The organism is Streptomyces sp. NPDC020747, from assembly GCF_044334695.1.
Taxonomy (GTDB): Bacteria; Actinomycetota; Actinomycetes; order Streptomycetales; family Streptomycetaceae; genus Streptomyces.
This window is the reverse complement of sequence record NZ_JBIRTJ010000012.1, coordinates 111,780-131,776: the sequence shown is the minus strand read 5'-3', so window position 1 is coordinate 131,776 and position 19,997 is coordinate 111,780. Positions and strand designations below refer to the sequence as shown.

Below are 19,997 nucleotides of genomic sequence, written 5' to 3'. Positions count from 1 at the left end.
GCGAGGGATCCTTACGCCTGTGGCTGGGCGCGGGCGATGAGCAGGGCCACGTCGTCGTGGTTGTCGGGGTGGTGCAGGGTGCTCAGGAGGAGGTCGCAGACGTCCTCCAGGGGGCGTGTGGGGTCGTCGAGGAGGCCCAGGAGCGTGTTCAGTCGGTCGTCGAGGTCGTGCTGGCGCGTTTCGACGAGCCCGTCGGTGTAGAACACGAGCTGGTCGCCGGGAGCGAGGTCGACGGTGGTCGTGGAGAAGGCGACGCCGCCCACGCCCAGCGGCGCCCCGGTGGGCAGGTCGAGCAGTTCAGGAGGGTGGCCGGCGCGGATGCGGACCGGCGGCAGATGCCCGGCGTTGGCGATCCTGCACTGGTGCTTGTGGGGGTCGTAGACGGCGTACACGCAGGTGGCGATGGACTCGTCCAGGCCCCCGGTGGTCTTGTCGAGGTGTTCCAGGAGCCGGGCGGGATCGAGGTCGAGCGAGGCCAGGGTGCTCGTCGCGGTGCGCAGACGGCCCATGGCCGCGGCCGCGTTGATGCCGCTGCCCATCACGTCGCCCACGACGAGCGCGGTCTTGTCGCCGTCGAGGGGGAGTACGTCGAACCAGTCGCCGCCCACCTCACCGGCCGCTCCCGCCGGCTGGTAGCGGGAGGCGACCTCCAGCCCGGCGGTCATACGCGGGTGGCTGGGCAGCAGGCTGCGCTGCAGCGCGACGGCGGTGTTGCGGGCGTTCTGGTACCAACGGGCGTTGTCGATCTGCACGGCCGCACGGGCGGCCAGCTCCCGGGCCAGTACGAGGTCGTCGTTGCTGAAGGGCCGCGGGTCGCGGGTCCGCTTGAGATCCAGGGCGCCGAGCACCTCGCCGCGCGCGACCAACGGCACCGCCAGGTACGAGTGGACGCCCGCCCGGCCCAGAAGCACGGCGGCCTGGGGGTCCTGGGCGATACGGAGCAGGTCGTCGTCCTTCACCTGCGACACCATGACCGGGCGGCCCGTACGTATGCACTGGGTGACGAGGCGGTCGGAGCCGTACCGGGCCACCTGTCCGCGAGGTGCGGCCTCGTCAGGGGCCTCGGTGGCGGTGTGATCGGTCCGGACGGCCAGAGTGCGGATCAGGGTGGGCTCCGTGGGGCCGAGGTCGCTGCGGCGGCCTTCCACCACCGCCTCCAGCAGGTCGACGGACGCGATGTCGGCGAGCTCCGGCACGGCGACGTCGGCGAGTTCACGGGCGGTGCGGTCCAGCTCCAGCGTGGTGCCGATACGGGCGGAGGCGTCGGCGATGACCGTGAGGCGTCGTCGTGCGGTCTCCGCCTCGATCGCCGAGCGGTGCCGCTCGGTCACGTCGACGACCGAGACGGCGACCCCCAGCACGGTCTGCAGGGAGTCCTCCAGCCGGTAGTACGAGGCCGACCAGGCGTGGTCCTCGTTCGGGTCGGCCGGGGTCCGGCCGACCGTGGGCTGTTCGACGACAGGGACGCCGGTGTCGAGCACCTGGCGTGCCGCGGACTCTATGGCCTCGGCGTCCAGGAACGGCAGGGCCTCGCGGATCGTCCGGCCGACGTGCGCCGCGGCGGAGATGCCGTTCATCCGCTCCAGGGCCGGGTTGACCGACACGTACCGCAGGTCCCTGTCCAGGACCGCCAGCCCGATCGGGGACTGCGAGACCATCTGTACGGACAGCGCGACATCCCGTTCGAGGCGGTGCACCGTCGACTGATCGGCGGCGAGTCCCAGGGCGTAGACGCCACCGCGGTCGTCCAGGAGCCGCATGTTCCGGAACTCCACGAGCCGCGTGGTGCCATCCTTGTGCCGGACGGGAAAGCCGCCGGCCCAGCCCCGACCGGTGTCCATGACGTCGGTGAACAGCTTGACGGCCAGGTCGACGTGCTGATCGTGCACCATCAACCGGGCCGCGTACTCGCCCAGCGCGTCCAGGGCCGTGTAGCCGAACAGTTCCTCGGCCTGCGGGCTCCACAGCACGACGCGCCCCTCGGCGTCCAGCACCACCGAGGCCACGCCGAGCACGTCCAGCAGCGCGCTCGGCCGTAACGGCCCGCGGACCCGCTCGTCGTCCTCGGACACGGGAATTCCGGCTGCGCTCATTGCAGGCACCGCTTTCGCCCGTTTACGCGGCACGCCGTTCCCTGTGCCGACTGTCCCCTGTTCTATCGTGCCCACCGTTTCCTCCGGTGCCGTTCTCGTCTGCCTTCACCATCTCCCAACACAGCAGTGGTTGTCCGGCGAAGACGTCATGGAAATGGCGGGGAGATCCGGGCACGGGGCATCGCGTCTCGGCGCGGGCCACCACTCCGACAGCGTGAGCAGGGGCCTCAGACGTCACAGTGGTTACTGACCGCATGGGAGAGGTCGCGGACCGTGCGGACCTGGGGGTGCGCTTCCGGTGAGTCCGACTTGGCAGGGGTGCGGTGGATGCCGGCGGGGGCCGTGCCCGCCGGCATCCGGGAGGGGTCTCGAACCCGGTGGGTTCAGACGCCTTCGGTCAGGGTCGCCCAGACCGCGTGGCCTCCGGTGAGCGTGGAGCGGTCGACTCCCCAGGTGTGGGCTATGTGCTGCACGAGGAGCAGCCCGCGCCCGTTCTCGTCGTCGGGGCCCGGATCGCATCGGGGCAGGAGGCGGCCCGAGCGGTCCTGGTCGTGCACCTCCAGGCGCAGGCCCCCCGCCGCCATGAGGCCGACGCCGCACAGAATCCGCGTACTGACCGTGTGCAGCACGGCGTTCGTGGTCAGCTCGGACAGGAGCAGTACGGCGTCCTCACGCAACTCGCAGGGCAGGCGCCACGCGGTGAGCCGCTCGCCCAGCGTGTTGCGGGCGACCTTGACGCTGGTCCGGTGCGCCGGGAGTTCGATCCAGTGTGTGTCCGGACTCGTGGAGCCTAAGAACCTAAGGGAGGGAGTCGTGTGGGGGGACACGGTGGTTGCCTTCCAACAGGGAGGAGCGCTGGGAGAGTTGGGGCTCGCGACCATGGGCTCCGTCCGGAGGGGTGTTCCGGCGGTCTGCGGTCCGAACGCTGAGGTGCGCCAACTCCACGGGGCGTGGCGGGTGTTGACGACGATGTGCGTGCGTTCGGTGGGATCGCTCACAGAACTAACTATGCTCGTAGCTCAGTTCACGCTGCAACCATCTCCCTGATAATTTCACGAAGGCGATATCCGGCTGGTGCCATCAGCAAGTCGCTGTCAGACTCGTAGCGGTGACAGTTCCTCAGGAGGTAGGGCGTGAGCGAAGCACGTTCGGGCGTCGGCACCAGTGCGCCGACTGTTCTCCGCATGATCCTGGGAAAGCGGCTGCAGGAGTTGCGGCAGGGCGCGGGAGTGTCGCTGGAGGACGCGGCGAAGGCCCTGCACGTGAAGCCGCTGACCATCCGCCGGCTGGAGAAGGCGGAGGTCGCGCTCAAGACCCTCTATGTGGAGAAACTGCTGCAGACCTACGGGGCCGCGCAGCAGGAGGTCGACGAGTTCGTCACCCTGGCCGAGCGGGCCAACGAGCCCGGCTGGTGGCACGCGTACCGCGATGTGGTGCCCGACTGGTTCAGCGCGTATGTGAGCCTGGAGACCGGCGCCAAGACACTGCGCACCTATGAGCCGCACTACGTCACCGGGCTGCTGCAGACGTACAACTACGCGCGTGCCGTGCTGCGAGGGGGCTTCCCGAACGAGAGCTGCGAGGACCTGGGGCGGCGGGTCGACCTGCGGCTGCGGCGGCAGGGTCTGCTGGAGAGACCCGACGCGCCCACGTTGTGGGTCGTGATGGAGGAGACCGTACTGCACCGGGTGGTGGGTGGTGCCGAGGTGATGCGGGAGCAGATCGAGCGGCTCCTGGAGGTCTCGGAGCTGGAGCATGTGAGCGTCGACGTGGTGCCGTTCACCGCGGGGTCACACGTCGGGGCCTGCGCCCCCTTCACCTACTTCCGGTTCGAGGAGCGGGAACTGCCGGACATCGTCTACAGCGAGATCCTCTCCGCCTCCGTGTACCTGGACCAGCGTTCCGACGTCGCCGGTCATCTGGAGGCGCACAACCGGATGTCCTTGCTCACCTCGTCCGCGGACAGCAAGGCCCTGTTGAACCGCATGCGCAAGGAGTACTCATGACCACCACCGACGGAAGTGTGTACAACGGAATGCCCGCGTCGGAACTCGGCGAGCACGGCTGGGAGCGTCCGTGGAGCGGCCCCAACGGGGGGCAGTGCGTGGAGACGAAGCAACTCGCCGACGGCCGTGTGGCGCTGCGGCAGTCGACCGATCCGGCCGGTCCCGCGCTGATCTACACACCGCAGGAGATCGCCGCGTTCGTCGCCGGCGTCAAGAAGGGCCTCGCCGATCATCTGGCGGCCGGCTGAACCACAGCACGAACGGGAAGAACCCGGGCCGACCCAGGCTGCGACCTGCCCGGCACGCCGACGTACACCACTGAAGGGGCAAGAATGAGCAACTCCCAGGCCGCGCGGGGCATCGACACCAGCAGGCCGCACTCCGCCCGCATGTACGACTACTACCTGGGCGGCAAGGACCACTTCGACATCGACAAGCAGGCGGCGGAGACGGTCGCGAAGGCCTATCCCGGCATCTTCGTGTGCGCCCGGGAGAACCGGGCCTTCATGCACCGCGCCACCCGGGTCCTCGCACGGGAGCACGGCATCCGCCAGTGGCTCGACATCGGCACCGGCATCCCCACCGAGCCGAACCTCCACCAGGTCGCCCAGAGCGTGGTCCCCGAGGCCAGAGTGGTCTACGCCGACAACGACCCCCTCGTCCTCAAGTACGCCGAGCGCCTGATGCGCAGCACCCCCCAGGGCCGCACCACGTACATCGAGGCGGACGCCAACGACCCCGAATCACTCCTGAACGCCCCCGAGTTGGCCGACGTGCTGGACCTGGGCCGGCCCGTGGCGCTGTCCCTGAACGCCCTGATGCACTTCATCACCGACGCCCAGGACCCGTACGGGATCGTCGGCCGCCTGCTGGACGTCCTGCCCTCCGGCAGCGCCCTGGCCCTGAGCCACTGCACGCCCGACTTCGACCCGCCCACCTGGGAGAAGGTCACCGCGATCTACACGGGCGCCGGCACGCCCGTGCAGTTCCGTTCCCAGAAGGACGTCGCCCGCTTCTTCGACGGCCTCGATCTCCTCGACCCCGGCGTCACCGTCGGCCACCGCTGGCGCCCCGACGCACAGGATGACAACGCTGCCTCGGAGCACCGGCCGACGGACGCCGAGGTCAGCCTGTGGACCGGGGTGGGCGTCAAGCCGTAGCGGGGCGGTGTGACGACGGCCGGGCTGCCGGTGCCGTTGTGACGCTCACCCGTGACGGTGTGGTGCGAGGGATGCGTCCGGTGGGCCGCCACGGTCCACGGACGCCTACCGCTGTCGCTGCCACTCGGTCCGGGTGAGTTCGTACTCGACCTCGCCGTGCTCGGAGCCCGCGAGCGCGTCCGGCCAGTCCTGGGTGAAGGTCCGGACGAAGGACAGGCCCGCCTTCTCCATCACCCGCCGGGATCCCGTGTTCACCGTCATGGTGTTCGCGGTGACCCGCTCGACGCCGAGGTCGGCGAAGCCCTTGTCGATGAGGGCCCGCGACCCCTCGGTGGCGTAACCGCGGCCCCAGGCCGCCTTGTTGAGCCGGTAGCCGAGTTCGACCACGGCAGCGCTGTCCTCGTCCAGCGGCCGGAATTCGAACCAGCCCAGGAACAGCCCGGTGGCCTTCTCCTCGACGGCCCAGTAGCCGCGCGTCCCGAGGCCCGGGTGGTCGTGCAGGAGCCGTGGCAGGGTCTTCGCCCGGATCTCCTCACGGCTCACCGGACGGCCACCGTTGATGAAGCGCATGACGTCGGGATCGCCGTCCAGCGCGAGCAGCTGGTCGACGTCGTCGGCGGTGAACGGCCGCAGCACGAGCCGGTCGGTCTCCAGGGAGATGCCCATGCCGTGATCGTCACCGCCGCCGGACGGGGCCGCCACCGGATTTTCGGGAAACGTGGCACCGGGGGGCGGGGCGGCCGGGCAGTACGACCCGGGCCCAGGCGATCAGGGCTCCGGCGGTCGGAGCCCGAGCCGGTCGGTGGGCGTGAACAGGACAACGGGCGGGGTTCAGGCGGCGGGCCAGAATTCGGCGAACTGCCCGGGAGCCCATTGCGGCGATCAAACACTGTGCCGGATCTGTCACCAGAGTGGCGTGCTCGGTCCGGATGCGGAGCTCACCTGTTCAGAACACGCCACCAGTGGTCGGGGATACCCAAGAGATCCAACGGGCTGTGACTGTCCGTATCGGATCTAGTGCGGTAAGTGACGATCCTCGTACGGTCATAGCGCCGTCAAAACCGTATCTCTGGAGGATTCGTGGTAAACGTGCGCACCAGGCTGGCCGTACTGGGCTCCGCCGCGGCTCTCGCCGCAGCCGCCCTCGTCCCCGTACAACTCGCCGGCGCAACCCCGGCAGCCGCGGCGGCCTACGACTGGGTCGCCCTGGGCGACTCCTACACCGCCGGGGTCATCCCGGCAGCGGGCGAGACGTTCGAAGTCCCCCGTGACGGCTGCGAGCGCACCGGCCTGTCGTACCCGCAGGTCATCGACCGCGATCTGGGCTCCCTGATCGATCTGACGAACGTCAGCTGCGGCGCCGCCACCATCGAGGACGTCACCTTCAACGCTCAGCAGCCGATCGGCCGCCACCTGCCGCCGTTCTCCGAGGACCCGGACTACCCGTTCCCGCCGGTGCCTCCGCAGTCCGAGGCGGTGAACCCCGGCACCGACGTGGTCACTGTCGGAGTCGGCGGCAACACCCTCGGGTTCGCCGAAATCCTCTTCACCTGCCTGCAACTCGGCGATGGCAGCGGCGGCGTCGGCACGCCGTGCCGGGACGACCTCGCCGACAACATCCCCGCCCGGCTGACCAGGGTGGGCGAGGACTACGACGAGATGCTCGCCACCCTGCACGAGCGCGCCCCGCACGCCAAGATCGTGAACGTCGGATACCCCACGGTCATCCCCGAGGACACCTCCAAGTGCCGGTACAACGACTGGGAGCAGTTCGCCTCGATCACCCCGGGAGACCTGGACTGGCTGCGTGACGACGTCCTGAAACCGCTCAATGCCGCCATCGAGAAGACGGCCGGTGAGCACGGGGACACGTTCGTCGACCTCGCTCCCTCCTCCGGGAACCACAGCGTCTGCGACGCGGGCAAGTGGGTGGAGGGCGTCTTCACCACGTTCCCGAGCGATGTGGCCTTCGTGCACCCCAATGCCAAGGGCCACAAGAACGCCGCCGACGAGGTCTCCGTGGCGATTCTGAACGCCCTGGGCGTGAACTGAGCCGCATCCGGCATCCTCGTGGGGAGCCGCACCCGGGCCGATGCCCGGGTACGGCTCCCCGCCCTTGTGCGCCCGAGCCGGGCGCCGACCGGACACCTCGGCGTTGTTCGGCCTCCAGCACTGCGACGAGTCGCGTCACGGCACTGGGAGCGGATGGCCTTGAGGAGGTCGGCCCGTGAGGGACCGGGTGGCATGTGCTGCTCCACCTCGGGGACGAGCCGGGTGACCGCGTCGGCGAGGCCCGGAACACGCAGCGCCTCGCGGGCGCCGGGCAGGAGATGGGCGGCGGATCGTTCCGCGCGCAGTGCGTCGGTGTCCCGCTGGGCGAGCAGGGCGAGCAGGGCGAGTGCTTTCGCGCGGGTCCACTCCGGGTTCCGGTAGGAGGTACCCGTCGCGTGTGCGTCCATCTCGGCGACGCGCGTCACGGCGGATTCGAGCAGGGAGCGCCGGGCGGCGAGGGTGTCGAACCGTTCGTCCCCGGTCATCGGCGGACCACGGAAGGCCGGCTCGGGCGCCGGCACGTTCATCCGGACGGCGCCTGCCTCCGTCATCTCCCGGACCAGGTCCGGCGGATGGGCCTCGGCCGGCTGAAGCCATCGCGCGAGCGGGAGGCGGGTTTGGTGCAACTGGGCGATACCGGGGCGCAGTCGCCGCGACCACGCGGGTTCCGCATCGGGCGGCGGGGGCCGCGGATCGCGTTCCGGGACTGTCACCTCGTGGCCGTTGCGGGCGAGAAGGGGCGCTGTCTGCAGGCCGCTCAATGTCTGCTGAACACCAACTCGTAACTGTTGACGGCAGCAACATGCACCCCTAAGGTAACGTGAAACGTTTCAATGGTCGTGGTGCTTCCTGTGTGTGCAGTCCCCGTCGTCATGTGGCCCGGGAGTACGAACTGCTTCGGAAGTGCCTTGCGTTGTCCTGCGCCTCGGTCCTCTCGCCCTGTGGAGCAACGATGAACGACAGAAGTGCCGTTGAGATCGTGACTACCAATGACGGTGCCGAACCCTCCCGGCGCACCGTGCTCGCCCTGGCCGGTGCTGTCGCACTGGCCGCGTCCGCCCCGTTGGCAGCGGCTGAGCCGGCTGCCGCCGCCTCGGCCGCATCCGTCGACGATGCCCGGGTGGATCGCTTTGCCCACCCCCGTTCCGACAGCAGGCCCACGATCCTGTGGTTCTGGAACGGCACTGTCACCGACGACCTGGTCCGCGCCCAGCTCGCCGACATGCGTGACAAGGGCATCCACGAGGTGCTTGTCTTCCCCTTCGAGACCGAGGAACTGCAGCCCCGCTTCTTCAGTGAGGCATGGTTCTCTCTCATCGGCGTCGCCCTGCGTGAGGCTCAACGCCATGGCATGCACATGTGGTTGTTCAACGACGACTATTTCCCGAGCGGCCGGGCAGGCGGACTCGTCGTCGCAGGCGGTCGGGTGGGCGACCGGGTCCTGCCCCCGCGGCCGGAATTCGGGCTGAAGGGTGTCGGAGTGACGCAGTTGGACGTGCCGGGCGGGACCACTGTCCGGCTCGTCGCGCAACCCCTCTCGGTCGTCGACGGTCACCTGCTGGTCGATGCACGGGTGCACGATGGGGTGACCTTGCTGCGCAATGGGTCCGAGTGGCGTGACTACGACGTGCACGCGGTTGTCCGGATCGAGCAGGCCACCGCGGGGCTCATGGTTCGCAGCACGGACGAGGTCAACGGCCTGCTGGTGGACCTGCGTTCGGACGGGGCCGTGGATCTGTGGCGTCAGCGTGCCGGCCGGTTCGACCTTCTGCACCGGGGCGAGCCCAGCAGCGGGTTCGACCCGGCGGTTCCCCACCAGTTGGACGTAGTACTGCGGGGTTCTCAAGTACAGATTTCCCTGGACGGGAGAAGCCTCCCGCCCCGTGAGGACAACGCTGTTGTCGCCGGTCGTGTGGGCGTGAGGGCCACCGCGAGCCAGCGCTCCGCATGGGATGCCCTGTCCGTACGCGATGCCGACGGCGATCAGCTGTACAGCCAGACATTCGACAGCCCGGACGCGCTCGATGCCTTCCTCCTGCCCGAGCCCCCTCCGATGGTCGGCGCAGCAGCCTGGCCGAAGGGCGCGACGTCCACGGACAGTCTGATCGACCTCACTGACGAGGCACGCGCGCGGGACACATGGACTGCCCCCAGCGGGCAGTGGCACGTCGCGCTGTTCCCCCTGCGGGAGCTGGCTCAGAACGCGGATTCCACCCGCAACTACCTGAACCTGCTCGACGACAAGGCCGTCGACCTGTTCCTTGACACCATCCCCGGCGAATACATCCGCCGGTTCCCGTGGGCGGTCGGAACCGTACTGCGTGGCTTCGCCGACGACGAGCCGTTCCTCGCCTCGGCCGACTCACGGTCGTTGAACGCCCTCCCCTGGTCGACGACGTTGGAACAGGAACTCGACCGGCTCGGCGCCAAACCCGGCCCGGCACTGGCCGCTGCCCTGACCACCCTCGGAGCCAACGGCGGTCCGCTGCGCGGGGTTTATTGGCGCGCGGTTTCAAACCGCTACGCCGCCGCCTACTACCGCCGCCAGGGAGCCTGGATGGCGAAAAGGGGGCTGCGTTTCATCTCCAACCCCTTGTGGGACGAATATGGCCCGGCGGAGCAGATACGCAGTTCCGGCAACCTGAACACGAGCAATCAGTGGGCGCAGATCCCCGGAACAGACCTGATCGCCGACCACTACCAGCGCGGATACCACCGCACTATGTCCCGTTGGCCCGCCAGCGCCGCCCACCAACTCGGCAAGGAACGCGTCTACCTTGAGGCGATGGGAGCCACCGGCTGGTCGGTCACACCGGCTCTGACACGCGAGGTGGTCGGCGCGTTCGCCGTACGCGGCGTCAACCACACCCTTCTGCACGCCAGTTTCAGCAACGAGAAGCAGATTGTGTACCCGCCGCCGTTCCAGCCAGTGAACCCCTGGTGGGACCATTCGCAGCCGCTCAACGACTGGATCGGCCGCCTGATGGAGGCATGCCGGGCGCCTGCGCGCTCCCACACCGCTCTTCTGCAACCCCAACGAGCCGCTGAGGCCTACCAGGACACATCCCTAGCGGGGCAACTCGACAAAGACTTCACTGCCACTGCCCACGCGTTGGAGGACTCCCAGGTCGATTTCGACTTCCTCGACGAAGGATCACTCGACGACGATCCAGCACTACGGGCCGTCGCCCGGACCGACGGGACACGACTGGTCGTCGGCCACCAGGAGTACCGCGCTGTGGTGCTGTCCCGGACTCCCATGCTGGCCTTGGGCACTGTTGAAACGCTGCGGCGCTTCGCGCACGGTGGAGGCACGGTCGTGGCCGTCGGAGATCTTCCCGACCACGAGGCCGGCGGTGATCACGCCGGCCTGCGCCGCGCACTGGATCGGCTGTTCGCCGAGAGGTCGGCGCACCGAGTCCCCGATGGCGCGGCAGCGGCAGGGGTGGTGGTGTCCGTCGGCTGCGCCGCGGCGGTCGTGTCCCCGCACACCAGCAACGTGCGGGTGCTACGGCTGGAGTACGGCCATGACACGGCGTTCGTTGTGACCAACGAACACGCGGCGGCCACGGAGACCACCCTGACGCTGCCGGTGGCCGGCACACCGGAGATATGGGACCCGGATACCGGAACCGTCACGTCCGCGGGGGTGTGGCGCCCGGCCCCGTTCCCCGGCCGGCGCACGGACGGCACGGCTGTGGAAATACGGATCGAGGCCAGAGCGACGCTGCTGGTCGTGGTGAGGGCGACCATTCGGCAACCCCTCCACGCCACCTCGTCCTCAGCTCCGGTACAGCAGATCCGCACTACGTCACACGGCGCTCTCGTGACCGTCGTGGCGGCCAAGCCCGGCGAGGTCACGGTAGCCGCGACCGATGGACGACGCACCTTCAAGGGAAGCACTGAGGTGACCGATCCGCTCACCGCGATCGTGCTGGACGGCAACTGGGCCTTCCGCTTCGACCGTGATGGAGCCGAGTCCCTTTCCCTGCCGCTGGGCTCTTGGACCGAGCTGGACCCAAGGCACTCCGGAACGGCCGACTACGAGAAGACCTTCGAGATGGACGCGGAGGCTCTGGCCGACCGTCGCTGGACGCTGGAACTTGGAGTCGTACGCGACGTCGCCCGCATCCTGGTCAATGGCAAGGCACTTGGATCCCGACTGTGGACCCCGTACCGGATCGAGGTCACTGATGCACTGCGCCCAGGGCGCAACACCGTGCAGGTCCGGGTAACCAACACCGGAGCCAACGCGCGCGGCGAGACAGCCGCATCAGGGCTGATCGGGCCGGTGATCCTGCACCCTTCGCGGACGGTGGAGGTACCGCTGAGGCGCGCGTGAGTCGTACTGGAGGAGGCCCTGTTGCCGCAGTCTTTCGCGTCCGCGTGGGTGGAGTCCGACGTGCCGTCCCTGTCGTGTGACTGCCTCGCGCACAGGTTCGGTAACGCTGCGGACCGGCCGGACCACACCCCGTGCTACGGCTCGGACATGACGGAGGCAGAGTGGCAGGCCGTCCGGGCGGCGCTGCCGGTTCCGGCCTGTTCCGGCCTGGTTGGAGGGGGCGGGCGGGCCACCGCGTGATGCTCGATGCGGTCCGCTACATGGTGGAACGGTTTCGGAGGCTGCTCGGCAGCGCCCCACCGCTCCGAGGTTCTGTTCTACGAGGATCGGCAGCTCGGCGGCCCGGCCGAATTGCAGCTCCTCGGCCACCGCCACGAAGTACCGCAGTTGGCGCAACTCCACGCTGACCGGCGTACGTCCGGTAGGAGTTGTACCTACCAGCAGCGAGGAAGCCGGTCGTGGCGTCGGGCCTGGTGGCGGGCGGACGATGACGGCCACAGGACGCGATCACCATCGCGGCGTTCCGGTTCTCGCCGGACACCCATCGAGCGGAGCAGGACCATGCGAGAGTTCCTGGTCGAGATCACGACCACTGTTCCCGAGGGAACGAGCCAGGACGAGGTCGACCGGCGACGCGCGGCCGAAGCCGTCCGCGCCCGGTCGGCGAACTGCGCAGCATCGGCATCCGGCGGGCCTCCGACGAGGAGGAACTCCACGCGAAGGTGCTCGGCACGCTGCTGCTTCGCCCGTGGATGACCTTCACGGTCACCGCACCCCAGTCCCACCCCGACGACCCGGGCGGGACCGACGCCACGCCGTGACGGCTCACCACACGCCACGAGTCCCGTTCGCGGCTACCGCCACCGTGCACTCGACTGCGTAGGGATCCTGGAACCAGCGGGCATACGGCGTACGTTGGGACGCCATGCGGATCACGAAGTACATCCACGCATGTGTCCGGTTCGAACACGATGGCCGGGTGCTGGTCATCGATCCCGGGACATGGAGCGAGCCGGCGGCCCTGATCGGAGCGGACGCCGTGCTGGTCACGCACGAGCACGCCGATCACATCGATGTCCTTGGTCTGGCCGGGCTCGGCGTGCCGGTGTACGCACCGGCCGACGCGGACATTCCACAGCTGGAGACCATCGGGGTGTCCTCCGGGAGCGAGTTCACCGCCGCCGGCTTCCGCGTGCGAGCGGTCGGCGGGCGTCACGCGTTCATCTACGACGGCGAGCCGGACTGCGCGAACCTCGGCTACATCGTCGATGAGTCGCTCCACCACCCCGGTGACTCGCTCCACGTCCCTGAGCAGCCGGTCGAGACACTCCTGGTCCCGGCCCAGGGATCGTGGATGAAGATGTCGGAGGTGATCCACTTCGTCAACGCGATCGAACCACAAAGGGCGTTCCCGATACACGACGCCCAGATCAACGATCGCGGCCTCAACAGCGTCAACGTCTGGCTCGCCGAGTCGACCGACAGCGGCTACCGCTATCTGGCGCCCGGCGAATCGCTCTGAGCCCGAACCGTCAGTGGGCGATGCCGTCGATCAGGTCCCGGGCTCCCTGGCGCAGCAGGGCCACGGCGACGGACGTGCCGAGAGTGGCCGGGTCGAGGGGGCCGGCCCACTCGTGGGCGTTCAGCTGGGTCTTGCCGTCCGGGGTGAACACGCAGGCGCGCAGGGAGAGTTCGCCGTTCCGTGCGGCTGTGGCGTAGCCGGCGATCGGGGAGTTGCAATGGCCCTGGAGGACGTGGAGGAACATGCGCTCCGCAGTGGCTTCGCGGTGGGTGTCCGGGTCGCCGAGCGCGCTGACGGTGTCGATGACCGTCGTGTCGCCCTCGCGGCACTGCAGGGCGAGGATGCCCGCGCCGATCGGCGGCATCATGGTCTCGGGGGAGAGGATCTCGCTGATCACATCGGTGCGGTCGATGCGCTCCAGACCGGAGACCGCGAGCAGTAGCGCGTCCGCCTCGCCGGCCGCGAGCTTGGCCAGGCGCCGGTTGGCGTTGCCGCGGAACGGCACGCACTGGAGGTGCGGGTGGGAGGCGGCCAACTGGGCGATGCGGCGCACCGAGGAGGTGCCGATCCGGGTTCCGTCCGGCAGTTCGTCGAGGGTGAGTCCGGCCGGATGGATGAGGGCGTCGCGGATGTCGTCCCGCTTGAGGAACGCGGCGAACATGGTGCCTGCCGGCAGCGGCCGGTCGGCGGGCACGTCCTTGACGCAGTGCACCGCCAGGTCCGCCTCGCCGGCCAACAGCGCCGCGTCGACCTCCTTGGTGAACGCACCCTTGCCCTCGACCTGGGCGAGATCGCCCATCCACTTGTCGCCGGTCGTCTTCACGGGCACCACTTCGGTGCGCAAGTGCGGGTGGAGCGCTGCCAGTTCGCCTTGGACGCGCTTCACCTGGGCCAGCGCCATGGGCGAGTCGCGCGAGACGATACGGATCAGTTCAGGGACGGACATGCCGACACGATAGACCCTTCGAGCCGCCGTTCCGTCATCCGCAAGAACGTCATCCACCCGAACGCGCGGACGGCGTCGGACTCGGCGCCTGCGGAACCGGCTGCCGTGCCGGCGCACGGCCCGCCCCCCGGCCCGGGCCGCGCGCCGACTCTCAGACCGTGGTCCGCTCCACGGGGATCCACAGCTCCGCGTCCGTGTGCGTGGCGTCCTGCGACAGCCGGGTCCGCAGGAACTCGGGCCCTGGCCGGCTCCGGTACGGATTGGACGGGAACCACTGGGTGAACACGTCCCGCCACAGGTACTGGAGCGCCTGCGGGAACGGCCCGGAGTTCTCGAAGACGGCCCAGGTCCCGGCCTGGACGGTGAGCGCGTCCATGTCCTCAGGCACGGCGGCGTGGGTCACCACGCCGTGGTAGTAGTCGAGTTCGGTTCCCTCGGCGCGGCTCTCGTCCAGATTGTCGCTCACCGAGACGATGCCCTCCGGTTGCTGATCGGACAGCCGCTCGATGCGCTGGATCGTCTCCTTGCCGATGCCCCGGATGAACCCGGCGATCGCCGGGTTCATCCCCTCATGCACGAGGGGGACGCGCGCCTTCCTGCCCACCACACGGAACTCCTCCTTCTCCACGACCCTGTACCGCATGCTGCTGCTCCCTTCGACGACGAGTCGGAAGGACATCCGGGGCTGGGACTACAGGCTCGCACCGACCCGCCTGGCCTCGCCGGGACCGACGCCGTGCATCGTGCGGAACGCACGCGCGAACGCCTCCCCCGACGAGTAGCCGTAACGCACCGCGATCTCCAGCAGTGTCCGTTCACCGGCCAGCACCTCGGCACCCGCGATCGTCAGGCGTCTGCGCCGGATGTACTCCGACAGCGGAATCCCCGCCAGCGCTGAGAACAGCCGCCGGAAGTGGTACTCCGACGTCACCGCGATCCGCGCCAGTTCGGACGCCTCGATGCGCTGATCGAGGTGGCCCTCGATGTGTTCCATGGCCTGGTTGAGCCGCTCCAGCACCCCGGTCTCCTTCCCTTTCGATCACCAACGCTAGGGAGGACCCACCCTGCCGGACCCGAACATCCTGTGCCCGGTTCGGTCGGGCGCGACGAGGCTTCTAAGATCCACTTCTGCGAGCGGCACGCGGATGACGCACCTGAGGAGCGGCTGACGCACCTGACGAGGCTGACGCACTTGAGGAAGCTGACGTATTGAGGAGAGGGAGCCGGGAAGCGCGATGACGGATGACACCACCACGGGCTTGACCACGCGCCAGGCCCTGGCCGAACGCTGTCGCGCCCTCACCGAGGCCCGCTGGTTCGCCATCCTGGTCTTCGCGCTGATCCTCGCCAACGCGGTCGTCCTCGGCGTCGAGACCTACGCGGGTGTCGTCCACCGCTGGCAGGAGGTGCTGAAGTTCGTCGAGCACAGCTTTCTGGTGGCCTTCACGGTCGAGATACTGCTCCGGGTCTGCGCGCACGCCGACCGTCCGCGCGACTTCTTCCGCGACCCGTGGAACCTCTTCGACCTGGCCGTCGTGGTCTCCGTGTTCCTGCCCGTCGTCCGGGAGAACGGCACCATCCTACGGCTGCTGCGCCTGGCCCGCGTGCTGCGCACGGCCCGCTTCCTGCCCCAACTGCGCGTCTTCCTCGTCGCCGTCGGCCGCAGCCTGCCCGGAACCTTCAGCTTCCTGCTCATCGGCGCGCTGCTGCTGTACGTCTACGCGATGGTGGGCTGGGTCTTCTTCGCCGACAACGACCCCGGGCACTTCGGCTCCCTCGGCCGCGCCGTGCTCACCCTCTTCCTCCTGATGACCCTGGACGGCCTGGGCGACGCGGTTCGCGCCGGTCTGGAGATCTCCCGCTGGAGCATCGTCTACTACGCCTCCTACGTCCTGCTCGCCTCCTTCGTTCTCGTCAACGTCCTCATCGGAGTCGTCATCAGCTCGCTGGACGAGGCCCGCGAACTGGAGCGCGAGCAGGAGTCGCAGCAGGAGGAGGCGCGCAGGCCGGCCGAACAGCCGCCCGCCGCGACGGCGGAGGAGGCCGGACGCGAACTGCGCGAGCGAATCATGGCCGCGCGCCGGGCCCTCGACGACCTCGAATCGAGCCTGCAACGGTTCCCCGGGCCCACGCCCGGCGGGGACGACACCGGCCTCGACCAGCGCGTACCCGTCACTCCTGAGGGAGCCCGCGTACCGGATGACTGCTCAGGACCGAGAACCGGTTGAAGCCGTCACGCCAGGCGGGCCGTCGCCGCCCCTGAGCGTTCCGTCGTGTACGTGTCGGGATCGGTGCCTCGCGCCTGATGCGACGCCTGCATCCCCTGGGAATTGAAACCGTTCAATCGTCCCCCGTCGTGGCCGTAATGGACCCAGCCGAAGACGCACCCTCATCCAACTGCCCGTCAAGAAATCCCTGCACGCTCATTGACCCATGCCTCGCACGCCCCTACGTTCACCTACGTCCAACGGCGTGAATCGATTCATCATTCTGCGTTAGGGGCCTGCAGTGATAAGTAGGAGGAACATCCTGGCGAGCGCGGCGGCCACGGTGGCCGGTGTTGCCGCCGGAGCAGGGCCGGCCGTCGCCGCGCCCGCGTCCGCAACCGCTCAGGCGTCCGCACAGCGCGGCGCCCTGCGCGTCACCGTGCCGACCGTCGAGTACGTTCAGCATCCACTGGGCCTGGACGCACAACACCCCCGCCTGAGCTGGCCGATGGCCTCGGAGAAGGCGGGCTCGCGCCAGAGCGCCTATCAGGTCCGCGTCGCCTCCAGCGAGTCGCGCCTGTCCCGCCCGGATGTCTGGGACAGCGGGAAGGTCGTCTCCGGCGATTCGTCCCTCGTTCCGTACGCGGGCCCTCAACTCAAGCCGCGGACACGCTACTTCTGGTCGGTACGTGTGTGGGACGGCAACGGCGAGGCGTCCGGCTGGAGCGCGCCGGCGTGGTGGGAGACCGGCCTCATGGGCGCCGCGCAGTGGTCCGCGGACTGGATCTCCGCCCCCGCGGCACTCACGGACGCGCCGTCCCTCGAAGGCTGTGACTGGGTCTGGTTCCCCGAGGGCGACCCGGCCAACAGCGCGCCCGCGGCAACCCGTTGGTTCCGTCGCACCTTCGACCTCCCGGACGGAGTCACGTCGGCGACCCTGGCCATCACCGTCGACAACGTGTACGCCGTCTCCGTGAACGGCACCGAGGTGGCCCGCACCGACCTGGCGACGGACCATGACGGCTGGCGCCGCCCGGCCGTCCTCGACGTACTCGCCCAGGTGCGTTCCGGCAAGAACGTCCTCGCGGTCTCGGCGACCAACGCGAGCGTGGGACCGGCCGGCCTGATCGCCGTCCTGACCGTCCGGACGCCCGCCGGCGAACAGAAGATCGTCACCGACACCTCCTGGAAGTCGACGGACAAGGAACCCGCCGACGACTGGCGCGGCACCGACTTCGACGACAACGGCTGGCCGGCGGCGAAGAAGGCAGCCGCGTGGGGAGCCGGGCCGTGGGGGAGGGTCGTCCCGGTGGTGTACGCCGCCAACCAACTGCGGCACGAGTTCCGGCTGCCGCGCAAGAAGGTGTCACGAGCGCGCCTGTACGCCACGGCCCTCGGCGTGTACGAGGCCCACCTCAACGGCCGCCGCGTGGGCCGCGACGAGCTGGCCCCCGGCTGGACCGACTACCGCGAACGCGTCCAGTACCAGACGTACGACGTCACCAAGCTCGTACGGGCCGGCGGAAACGCCATCGGCGCGTACGTGGCGCCGGGCTGGTACTCGGGCAACGTCGGCATGTTCGGGCCTCACCAGTACGGTGAACGCCCGGCGCTGCTGGCGCAGTTGGAGGTCGAGTACGCCGACGGCACGAGCGAGCGCATCATGTCGGGCACCCAGTGGCGGGCCGCCTCCGGGCCCATCGTCTCCGCCGACCTGCTGGGCGGCGAGACGTATGACGCCCGCAAGGAGACCGCGGGCTGGACCTCACCCGGCTTCGACGACCGGACATGGCTCGGTGTCCGCGCCGCAGGCGAGGCCGCTCCCGACCTGATCGTCGCCCAGGTGGACGGCGCGGTCCGCGTGGCCAGGGAACTCCCGGTCAAGAAGGTGACGGAACCCAAGCCGGGAGTCTTCGTCTTCGACCTGGGCCAGAACATGGTCGGCTCGGTCCGGCTGCGGGTCGCGGGCCCCGCGGGAACAACCGTGCGGCTGAGACACGCCGAGGTCCTCAACCCGGACGGCACCCTCTACACCGCGAACCTGCGCACGGCCGCGGCCACCGACACGTACATCCTCAAAGGCCGTGGCGAGGAGACGTACGAGCCGCGCTTCACCTTCCACGGGTTCCGTTACGTCGAGGTGACCGGGTTCCCCGGCACGCCCTCGGCGAAGGCCATGACCGGCCGCGTCATGCACACGGCGGCGCCCTTCACCTTCGAGTTCGAGACGAACGTCCCGATGCTCAACAAGCTGCACAGCAACATCACTTGGGGGCAGCGCGGCAACTTCCTCTCCATCCCGACCGACACACCCGCGCGCGACGAACGCCTGGGATGGACGGGAGACATCAACGTCTTCGCGCCCACGGCCGCGTACACCATGGAATCGGCCCGCTTCCTCAGCAAGTGGCTCGTGGACCTGCGTGACGCACAGACCGCCGAGGGTGCCTTCACCGATGTGGCGCCCATGGTCGGGACGATCGGCAACGGCGTCGCCGGATGGGGCGACGCGGGCGTCACGGTCCCCTGGTCCCTGTACCAGGCGTACGGGGACCGGCAGGTGCTGGAGGACGCCTGGACGTCCATCCAGGCCTGGTTGAAGTACCTGGAGAAGAACAGCACCGGCCTGCTGCGGCCGGCCAGCGGGTACGGAGACTGGCTCAACATCCTGGACGAGACACCGAAGGACGTCATCGCCACCGCGTACTTCGCGCACAGCGCCGACCTCGCGGCCCGGACGGCCAAGGAACTCGGCAAGGACCCCGCTCCCTACCTCGACCTCTTCGAACGCGTCCGCAAGGCGTTCCAGGCCGCCTACGTCACCGCCGACGGCAAGGTGAAGGGCGACACACAGACCGCGTACGTCCTCTCCCTGTCGATGAACCTGGTGCCGGACGCCCTGCGGAAGGCGGCGGCCGACCGGCTCGTCGCGCTGATCGAGGCCAAGGACTGGCACCTGTCGACGGGCTTCCTCGGTACGCCCCGGCTGCTGCCCGTCCTCACCGAGTCCGGGCACACCGACGTCGCCTACCGGCTGCTCCAACAGCGCTCCTTCCCCAGTTGGGGCTACCAGATCGACAAGGGCGCCACCACGATGTGGGAACGCTGGGACTCCATCGAGCCCGACGGCGACTTCCAGACACCGGACATGAACTCCTTCAACCACTACGCCTACGGCTCGGTGGGCGAGTGGATGTACACGAACATCGCCGGCATCTCGGCGGGCCGGCCCGGCTACCGGGAGATCGTCATCCGGCCCCGTCCGGGCGGTGATGTCACCTCCGCACGAGCCAAGTTCACCTCGATCCACGGTCTGATCTCCACGCGGTGGCAACAGCGGTCCGGCGGCTTCGTCCTGACGTGCACGGTGCCTGCCAACACGACCGCCGAGGTATGGATCCCCGCGGACAGCCCGGACGCGGTCGTCCACACCCGCGCGACCTTCCTGCGCGAGGAGGATGGCAGCGTGGTGTACCGGGTCGGTTCCGGCAGTCACCGGTTCACGACGTAACGCGTGTCTGCCCGGAAGGGCTGAACACGTCGGCGCGGGGGGGGCCCGGGGGGCCCCCCCCCCCCCCCCCCGAGACGGGAAAAGAAAGGGCATCAAAGCCGCCCGGCCCAGCCCCCGCCAGCAGCGCCCCGGCCCCGCGGGGGGGCCCCCCCCCCCCG

13 protein-coding genes and 3 pseudogenes are annotated in these 19,997 nt (G+C 69.2%); 10 read left to right on the top strand and 6 right to left on the bottom strand.

Translation table 11 applies throughout. The features are described 5' to 3' along the window. Nucleotides 1–11: 11 nt before the first annotated feature. A complete protein-coding gene (locus ACH4YP_RS29385) occupies nucleotides 12–2,093 on the bottom strand; it encodes a SpoIIE family protein phosphatase (RefSeq protein WP_398493542.1) in 2,082 nt (693 codons plus the stop codon). A gap of 383 nt (nucleotides 2,094–2,476) precedes the next feature. Continuing rightward, entirely contained in the window at nucleotides 2,477–2,920 is a 444-nt protein-coding gene (locus ACH4YP_RS29380) for an ATP-binding protein (protein WP_361061106.1), read from the bottom strand. A 306-nt stretch (nucleotides 2,921–3,226) separates the two neighbouring features. On the opposite strand from ACH4YP_RS29380, the gene ACH4YP_RS29375 reads away from it, so the two are divergent. The 3 genes from ACH4YP_RS29375 (at nucleotide 3,227) to ACH4YP_RS29365 (ending at nucleotide 5,259) form a co-directional block, all read left to right on the top strand. Further along, a complete protein-coding gene (locus ACH4YP_RS29375; protein ID WP_361061108.1) occupies nucleotides 3,227–4,099 on the top strand; it encodes a helix-turn-helix transcriptional regulator in 873 nt (290 codons plus the stop codon). Further along, on the top strand, nucleotides 4,096–4,347 hold the full coding sequence (locus tag ACH4YP_RS29370; RefSeq protein ID WP_361061110.1) for a DUF397 domain-containing protein: 252 nt from the start codon (nucleotides 4,096–4,098) through the stop codon (nucleotides 4,345–4,347). Before ACH4YP_RS29375 ends, ACH4YP_RS29370 begins: the two co-directional genes overlap by 4 nt. An 84-nt stretch (nucleotides 4,348–4,431) precedes the next feature. Next, entirely contained in the window at nucleotides 4,432–5,259 is an 828-nt protein-coding gene (locus ACH4YP_RS29365; RefSeq protein ID WP_361061112.1) for an SAM-dependent methyltransferase, read from the top strand. Nucleotides 5,260–5,364: 105 nt separating this feature from the next. On the opposite strand, the gene ACH4YP_RS29360 is transcribed toward ACH4YP_RS29365, so the two are convergent. Continuing rightward, entirely contained in the window at nucleotides 5,365–5,925 is a 561-nt protein-coding gene (locus ACH4YP_RS29360; RefSeq protein WP_398493539.1) for a GNAT family N-acetyltransferase, read from the bottom strand. Nucleotides 5,926–6,348: 423 nt separating this feature from the next. On the opposite strand from ACH4YP_RS29360, the gene ACH4YP_RS29355 reads away from it, so the two are divergent. From ACH4YP_RS29355 to ACH4YP_RS29345, 3 genes are all read left to right on the top strand, one after another. After that, complete coding sequence (locus ACH4YP_RS29355) at nucleotides 6,349–7,311, top strand: SGNH/GDSL hydrolase family protein (RefSeq protein ID WP_398493537.1); 963 nt, start codon at nucleotides 6,349–6,351, stop codon at nucleotides 7,309–7,311. 194 nt (nucleotides 7,312–7,505) lie between these two features. Beyond that, on the top strand, nucleotides 7,506–8,096 hold the full coding sequence (locus ACH4YP_RS29350) for a hypothetical protein (RefSeq protein WP_398493535.1): 591 nt from the start codon (nucleotides 7,506–7,508) through the stop codon (nucleotides 8,094–8,096). A 194-nt stretch (nucleotides 8,097–8,290) separates the two neighbouring features. Beyond that, the gene (locus ACH4YP_RS29345) at nucleotides 8,291–11,653 is read left to right on the top strand and encodes a glycosyl hydrolase (protein WP_361061117.1); all 3,363 of its coding nucleotides are present in this window, start codon (nucleotides 8,291–8,293) and stop codon (nucleotides 11,651–11,653) included. 306 nt (nucleotides 11,654–11,959) lie between these two features. Here ACH4YP_RS29345 and ACH4YP_RS29340 read toward each other — a convergent pair. Further along, nucleotides 11,960–12,055: pseudogene (locus ACH4YP_RS29340) on the bottom strand (LysR family transcriptional regulator); the annotation flags it as partial. 159 nt (nucleotides 12,056–12,214) lie between these two features. Between ACH4YP_RS29340 and ACH4YP_RS29335 the strand changes: the two are divergent. Both ACH4YP_RS29335 and ACH4YP_RS29330 read left to right on the top strand, forming a co-directional pair. Then, a pseudogene (locus ACH4YP_RS29335) lies at nucleotides 12,215–12,474 on the top strand (muconolactone Delta-isomerase family protein). Nucleotides 12,475–12,578: 104 nt separating this feature from the next. Beyond that, a complete protein-coding gene (locus tag ACH4YP_RS29330) occupies nucleotides 12,579–13,175 on the top strand; it encodes an MBL fold metallo-hydrolase (RefSeq protein ID WP_398493533.1) in 597 nt (198 codons plus the stop codon). Nucleotides 13,176–13,185: 10 nt separating this feature from the next. Here the strand turns inward: ACH4YP_RS29330 and hemC are convergent, their stop codons facing one another. Together hemC and ACH4YP_RS29320 are read right to left on the bottom strand one after the other, a co-directional pair. Further along, nucleotides 13,186–14,121, bottom strand: a complete 936-nt coding sequence (hemC, locus tag ACH4YP_RS29325; RefSeq protein WP_361061121.1) for a hydroxymethylbilane synthase — start codon at nucleotides 14,119–14,121, stop codon at nucleotides 13,186–13,188. Between the two features lie 151 nt (nucleotides 14,122–14,272). Next, nucleotides 14,273–15,139 (bottom strand): annotated as a pseudogene (locus tag ACH4YP_RS29320) (GyrI-like domain-containing protein). Nucleotides 15,140–15,356: 217 nt separating this feature from the next. Here ACH4YP_RS29320 and ACH4YP_RS29315 point away from each other — a divergent pair. Next, nucleotides 15,357–16,349, top strand: coding sequence for an ion transporter (locus ACH4YP_RS29315; RefSeq protein ID WP_398493531.1), 993 nt, complete (start codon nucleotides 15,357–15,359; stop codon nucleotides 16,347–16,349). 280 nt (nucleotides 16,350–16,629) lie between these two features. Continuing rightward, nucleotides 16,630–19,839, top strand: a complete 3,210-nt coding sequence (locus ACH4YP_RS29310; protein WP_398493529.1) for an alpha-L-rhamnosidase — start codon at nucleotides 16,630–16,632, stop codon at nucleotides 19,837–19,839. The last annotated feature ends 158 nt before the right edge of the window (nucleotides 19,840–19,997 follow it).